The organism is Vibrio sp. OPT18 (assembly GCF_015163615.1).
GTDB classification, from domain to species: Bacteria; Pseudomonadota; Gammaproteobacteria; order Enterobacterales; family Vibrionaceae; genus Vibrio; species Vibrio coralliirubri.
Genome location: NZ_JADDYK010000095.1, coordinates 46,432 through 52,454, shown reverse-complemented (window position 1 = coordinate 52,454; position 6,023 = coordinate 46,432). Strand labels below are relative to the sequence as shown.

The 6,023-nt window shown below is 45.8% G+C and carries 4 protein-coding genes and 8 tRNA genes; 3 read left to right on the top strand and 9 right to left on the bottom strand.

The annotated features are described in order from the left end of the window. Positions 1-115: 115 nt before the first annotated feature. The 9 genes from IQQ51_RS23910 to orn all read right to left on the bottom strand — a co-directional run bounded on the left by IQQ51_RS23910 (position 116) and on the right by orn (position 1,848). A tRNA-Gly gene (locus tag IQQ51_RS23910) sits at positions 116-191 on the bottom strand. A gap of 59 nt (positions 192-250) precedes the next feature. Beyond that, a tRNA-Met gene (locus tag IQQ51_RS23905) sits at positions 251-327 on the bottom strand. A 51-nt stretch (positions 328-378) separates the two neighbouring features. After that, positions 379-454, bottom strand: a tRNA-Gly gene (locus tag IQQ51_RS23900). Positions 455-510: 56 nt separating this feature from the next. Further along, positions 511-587 (bottom strand) — tRNA-Met (locus IQQ51_RS23895). A 51-nt stretch (positions 588-638) separates the two neighbouring features. Then, positions 639-714, bottom strand: a tRNA-Gly gene (locus IQQ51_RS23890). A gap of 56 nt (positions 715-770) precedes the next feature. Next, positions 771-847, bottom strand: a tRNA-Met gene (locus IQQ51_RS23885). Positions 848-917: 70 nt separating this feature from the next. Further along, a tRNA-Gly gene (locus IQQ51_RS23880) sits at positions 918-993 on the bottom strand. A 53-nt stretch (positions 994-1,046) separates the two neighbouring features. Continuing rightward, positions 1,047-1,122 (bottom strand) — tRNA-Gly (locus IQQ51_RS23875). 180 nt (positions 1,123-1,302) lie between these two features. Then, the gene (gene orn, locus IQQ51_RS23870) at positions 1,303-1,848 is read right to left on the bottom strand and encodes an oligoribonuclease (protein ID WP_010434065.1); all 546 of its coding nucleotides are present in this window, start codon (positions 1,846-1,848) and stop codon (positions 1,303-1,305) included. 150 nt (positions 1,849-1,998) lie between these two features. Here orn and rsgA point away from each other — a divergent pair, with 150 nt between their 5' ends. The 3 genes from rsgA (at position 1,999) to IQQ51_RS23855 (ending at position 5,818) form a co-directional block, all read left to right on the top strand. Further along, positions 1,999-3,054, top strand: a complete 1,056-nt coding sequence (gene rsgA / locus IQQ51_RS23865) for a small ribosomal subunit biogenesis GTPase RsgA (protein ID WP_017061306.1) — start codon at positions 1,999-2,001, stop codon at positions 3,052-3,054. A gap of 125 nt (positions 3,055-3,179) precedes the next feature. Further along, positions 3,180-4,091: an archaetidylserine decarboxylase gene (gene asd / locus IQQ51_RS23860; RefSeq protein WP_193842300.1), complete on the top strand. Its 912-nt coding sequence runs from the start codon at positions 3,180-3,182 to the stop codon at positions 4,089-4,091. Between the two features lie 311 nt (positions 4,092-4,402). Further along, complete coding sequence (locus IQQ51_RS23855) at positions 4,403-5,818, top strand: SLC13 family permease (RefSeq protein WP_193842299.1); 1,416 nt, start codon at positions 4,403-4,405, stop codon at positions 5,816-5,818. Positions 5,819-6,023 lie beyond the last annotated feature (205 nt).

Below are 6,023 nucleotides of genomic sequence, written 5' to 3'. Positions count from 1 at the left end.
GCCGGATTTGAACCGACGACCTTCGGGTTATGAGCCCGACGAGCTACCAAACTGCTCCATCCCGCGTCCGGATGCATTGTTTAAGTCAATGAATCTTGTCTCTAGGAGACTAATTTGGAGCGATACATCGGGTTCGAACCGATGACCTCAACCTTGGCAAGGTTGCGCTCTACCAACTGAGCTAGTATCGCATAAGCTAACCGTTCATCTTGTCTGCTAAGAAGCAGCAAATTAACGTTTAACTGTAATGTGGTTGCGGGAGCCGGATTTGAACCGACGACCTTCGGGTTATGAGCCCGACGAGCTACCAAACTGCTCCATCCCGCGTCCGGATGCATTATTTAAGTTAATGACTCTGTTCTCTAAAAAGAGAGAATTTGGAGCGATACATCGGGTTCGAACCGATGACCTCAACCTTGGCAAGGTTGCGCTCTACCAACTGAGCTAGTATCGCATTAGTTACTCGCTACTTTTACTGCCTTGGGCAACAGATAGCGCCTAACTGTAATGTGGTTGCGGGAGCCGGATTTGAACCGACGACCTTCGGGTTATGAGCCCGACGAGCTACCAAACTGCTCCATCCCGCGTCCGGATGCATTATTTAAGTTAATGACTCTGTTCTCTAAAAAGAGAGAATTTGGAGCGATACATCGGGTTCGAACCGATGACCTCAACCTTGGCAAGGTTGCGCTCTACCAACTGAGCTAGTATCGCATTAGTTATTCGCTGCTCTTACCGCCTTGGGCAACAGATAGCGCTTAACTGTAATGTGGTTGCGGGAGCCGGATTTGAACCGACGACCTTCGGGTTATGAGCCCGACGAGCTACCAAACTGCTCCATCCCGCGTCCGGATGCATTGTTTAAGACAATGAGACTAAACCATTTTCATTCTGAGCAAAGCTCTAAGAATAGAATTTGGAGCGATACATCGGGTTCGAACCGATGACCTCAACCTTGGCAAGGTTGCGCTCTACCAACTGAGCTAGTATCGCATTATAAAAGGTCTTTCACCTTTCGATTACCGCTTTCGCCGTAACCTACAAATTGGAGCGATACATCGGGTTCGAACCGATGACCTCAACCTTGGCAAGGTTGCGCTCTACCAACTGAGCTAGTATCGCAATCTGAAAACGTCTTTCGCCGTTCAGGGCTGCGAATTATAAGAGCATTTTTTTGTGATGCAAGTCCTTAATGCAAAATTACGAAACTTTTTACTCAACTGCTGTAAAAGCACACAGATTTGCAAAAAAATTAGCTCTTATGTCCCTGAAAAGTTAGATAAACGTGATCATTTTATCCGACTAGATGTTAATAATCGTTTTTCGGTAGTACTGCAGCTCGGCGATCGACTCTCGAATATCGTCTAACGCAAGGTGACTTCCCGACTTAGAAAAACCATCTAACACTTCAGGTTTCCAGCGACGAGTCAGCTCTTTCAGAGTGCTTACGTCAACATAGCGGTAGTGGAAGTACTCTTCTAACTCTGGCATGTGCTTGTATAGGAAACGGCGGTCTTGACCAATGCTGTTGCCACAAATTGGTGACTTACCTTTTGGTACCCATTTTTCAAGAAACTCAATGGTTTGTTGGATGGCATCTTGCTCTGAAACCGTGCTTTCTTGAATTCGTTTCACAAGGCCGCTGCCAGTGTGCGTCGTTGTGCACCACTCGTCCATCTTGTCCAATTCACTCTGAGGTTGGTGAATAGCCAAAACAGGTCCTTCAGCCAGGATGTTAAGCTCACTATCAGTAACGATAGTAGCAATTTCAATGATTTTATGAGTTTCAGGATCAAGTCCTGTCATCTCTAGATCAACCCAAATAAGGTTCTGATCGCTAAAGGACATAAGGCGTCGCCTATTTGTTTATGTGTAAAAGAGGTACTATACCCAAATAACTATACTCAAACTAGCTTTAGGACCATCGAAATCACGTGGTACCAGCAACATCCTGTTTGAGTCCCCAATCATCAAGTTAGATGTGTTAAGTGAAAAATTGTGGCTAAAAAAAAGAAGTTAACCAAAGGTCAAGTACGTCGTGTACGTAGCAACCAGAACAAGCGACTCAAGAAAGAAGATTCTATCCAATGGGATGAGAACATGCTTGGCGGAACCAAAAGCGGACTCGTGATTACGCGCTTTGGCCAACATGCTGATATCGAAGATCTTGAAACTAACGAAGTTCATCGTTGTAACTTACGCCGTAGTATCGAGACTTTAGTTTCTGGTGACCGAGTGACTTGGCGCGCAGGCTTAGAATCAATGGCCGGTATTTCTGGCGTTGTGGAAGCGGTTGAACCGAGAACTTCAATGCTGACTCGCCCTGATTACTACGATGGCCTAAAGCCAGTAGCGGCGAACGTCGATCAAATGGTTATCGTATCGGCTGTGCTACCAGAGCTATCACTTAATATTATCGACCGTTACCTAATTGCTTCAGAAACGGTGAACATCGCGCCACTTGTTGTACTGAACAAGGTCGATCTACTGACTGATGAGCAGATTGCTGAATATCGTGAAACACTTAAAGAGTACGAGAAGATCGGCTACAAAGTGATGTTCGTGAGTAAAGAGTCTGGCTACGGCATCAAAGAGCTGGAAGCTGAACTCAAAGACCGTATCAACATCTTTGTTGGTCAATCGGGTGTGGGTAAATCAAGCCTAGTGAATGCATTAATGCCAACGCTAGACATTGAAGAAGGCGAAGTCTCTGAGAACTCAGGTCTTGGTCAGCACACAACCACGGCAGCTCGTTTATACCACTTCCCTTCTGGTGGTGATCTGATTGATTCACCAGGAGTACGTGAATTCGGCCTATGGCACCTAGAAGCCGACGAAATCACTGAAGCCTTTATCGAGTTCAAGCCTTACCTTGGCGGTTGTAAGTTCCGCGACTGTAAACACATTGATGACCCAGGCTGCATCTTGCGCGAAGCGGTAGAAAACGGAAAGATCAGTCGATTACGTTTCGACAACTACCACCGCATCATTGAAAGCATGGCGAGTAACAAAGATAACCGTCAGTATTCACGCAACAAAAAAGCCGATCTCTAATCGCGTTTTTGTGAACAAATGTGTGCATTTACTGACAATTGGCGCGAATTTAAGTAACATCTCGCGCCCTAAACCGTCATCGACAGATTTAATTGAAAAACAATTAGCATTGGAAAATTAATACAATGGATAAGATTAAAGTTGGATTGCAGTACTGGATTCCACAACATGGATTAACTCGCCTAGTCGGCAAACTTGCGTCTGCTAAAGCGGGCGGCTTAACGACAGCGATCATCAACTGGTTCATCAAGCAATACAAAGTGAACATGGATGAAGCTCTGCATAGCGATCCAAAACACTTTAAAACATTCAATGAATTCTTCGTGCGTGAATTGAAAGAAGGCATGCGCCCTATCGCTGAAGGTGAGTCTGTTATTGTTCACCCTGCAGATGCACGTGTAAGCCAATTTGGCCCAATTACTGACGGCCAACTGATTCAAGCGAAAGGCCATAACTACTCAGCTCGCGAGCTATTGGGTGGTGATGCTGCGCTAGCGGATGAGTTTATAGACGGTGAGTTCGCAACACTTTACCTGTCTCCAAGTGATTACCACCGCGTGCACATGCCATGCGACGGCACGCTGCGCCAGATGATCTACGTTCCGGGTGACCTTTTCTCAGTTAACCCATTAACGGCAGAGAACGTTCCAAACCTATTCGCACGTAATGAGCGTGTAGTGTGTATCTTTGATACTGAGTTTGGCCCAATGGCTCAAGTGCTGGTTGGCGCAACGATCGTAGGCAGCATCGAGCAAGTATGGGCGGGTACCATCACGCCACCTCGCGGTAACTCGGTTTACAAATGGGATTACCCTGCACAAGGTGACAAAGCAATCATCTTGAAGAAAGGCGAAGAGATGGGCCGCTTTAAGCTTGGTTCAACCGTTATCAACCTGTTCGCTAAAGATGCGATCAAGTTTGACGACACGATGCAAAATGGTGAGAAAACGGTTCTTGGTACACCTTTCGCACACATTGCTGGTAAAGAAGTTGAGACTGAAGCTGTTGATTCAGCAGAGAACACTGACCAAGCTTAAATGAGTTAACTCATTTAAGCTTTAAAGGCGCGTTACTTTTTCTATTTCTATATCAGAGAAGAACGCGCCTTTTTCTTAGCTCTACCGATTCATTTGCTACTCAAGCTCTAACAAACCAAGCTTTCAAACCCTGCCCAGCCTACCTGCTGCTTCTCACTCTTGCCTCTAATTGCCCAGATAAAAGATTGACCAAAAACAAAACAACTGTCGAAACCTTAAACAACTTTTTGATTTTCCAACCCGTCTCCAAGTACCAGAAATCCAGATAACTTACTCTATTTGAAGATATTTTATTCATAGGGTCTTTGTACATGCCTAAACTCAATGTTGGCGTTCTGGTCAAGCTGTTGATTTGTTTTGCGATTCCCTTAGGCGTGTTATTCATGCCAATAGATTCAATACCAATCGATGATCTCACGCTGATTCAACACCGCCTGTTAGCGATATTCTTATTGGCAGCCCTGCTGTGGGTGCTTGAACCTGTCCCGGTATTCGCCACTTCCATTTTGATCATTGCGCTTGAATTGGTGATGATTTCTGACAAAGGCTTACACCTATTTAGAAATCCACCAGCGGGACACGATCTCGGTGAGTTAATCAAATATACCGACATCTTCGGTGCATTTTCGTCACCGATCATCATCCTTTTTATGGGTGGCTTTGCTCTTGCGATATCCGCATCCAAGTACGAACTCGATAACAACCTAGCTCGAGTGCTTCTCAAACCATTTGGTACAGAACCGCGCTTCATTATGCTTGGTTTAATGCTGATCACCGCCGTGTTCTCAATGTTCATGTCAAATACCGCAACGACGGTAATGATGCTTGCGCTGCTCGGCCCGATCGTAGCTTCTGCACCAAAAGGCGATATGGGGATCAAAGCACTCGTGTTGTGTATTCCGATTGCCGCTAATACTGGTGGTATCGCGACACCAATCGGTACGCCTCCCAATGCCATCGCACTGCAATACCTAACCGGTGAAAACACCATCGACTTCCTCGGCTGGATGATGATGGGCTTACCCTTTGTGATCATCCAACTCACCATCGCTTGGTTTCTTCTACAAAAACTCTTCCCTTCTAAAGAAAGAAACATGGTGCTCAAGCTCGATGGACAATTTAGAAAGAGCTGGCGAGCGATTGTGGTTTACATCACCTTCGCTGCGACAATCTTATTGTGGATGACCACCAAACTGCATGGCATGAACACCTATGTCGTGTCTATTATTCCACTGGCTGTCTTTACGCTCACTGGCATCATGGGCAAAGAAGAACTCAAGCTGATTAACTGGGATGTGTTGTGGCTGGTCGCAGGTGGTATCGCGATTGGTATCGGCCTTGATAAAACAGGCTTAGCCGCTGCACTCGCACACGCAATTGACTATGAATCGCTGTCACCGGCGGCTGTGGTACTAACGTTATCTATCGTGTGTTGGTTAATGGCGAACTTCATGTCAAACACCGCGACGGCCAACTTGCTGATGCCGATAGCCGCTGCGATCGGTGCATCCATGGAAAGCCTAGTTGCGATTGGTGGCCTGCAAGGCTTGCTGGTTGTGGTCGCCTTCTCTGCGTCACTTGGTATGATTTTGCCAGTATCAACGCCACCAAACTCACTGGCCTACTCGACCGGGCTTATCGAAAGCAAAGATATGGCGAAGATGGGCATCATCTTAGGTATTGTCGGCTTGCTGATGGTTTACCTCGCCCTGTTTATCATCACCTAGTAAGCGTTAACGCTCCCCTTTAATCCTAACTAAAGCGCTGAATGTAAATTTGGCGCTTTTTTCTATCTATACCACTCCACCCCAAGCAATTAACTAACATTTCAATCAACAGGTAACTGTGATTTTACTTCACTGTTTTACAAAAAGGAGAGCAAATATATTAAGAATTTATGATTTCAAACACAGTCATTCAGCCTAAGACAGC

What these genes read in the sequence shown, in the direction of transcription:
- IQQ51_RS23855 (WP_193842299.1), top strand. Translation starts at nt 4,403, where the DNA reads ATGCCTAAACTCAATGTTGGCGTTCTGGTCAAGCTGTTGATTTGTTTT.
- asd (WP_193842300.1), top strand. Translation starts at nt 3,180, where the DNA reads ATGGATAAGATTAAAGTTGGATTGCAGTACTGGATTCCACAACATGGA.
- orn (WP_010434065.1), bottom strand. Translation starts at nt 1,848, where the DNA reads ATGTCCTTTAGCGATCAGAACCTTATTTGGGTTGATCTAGAGATGACA.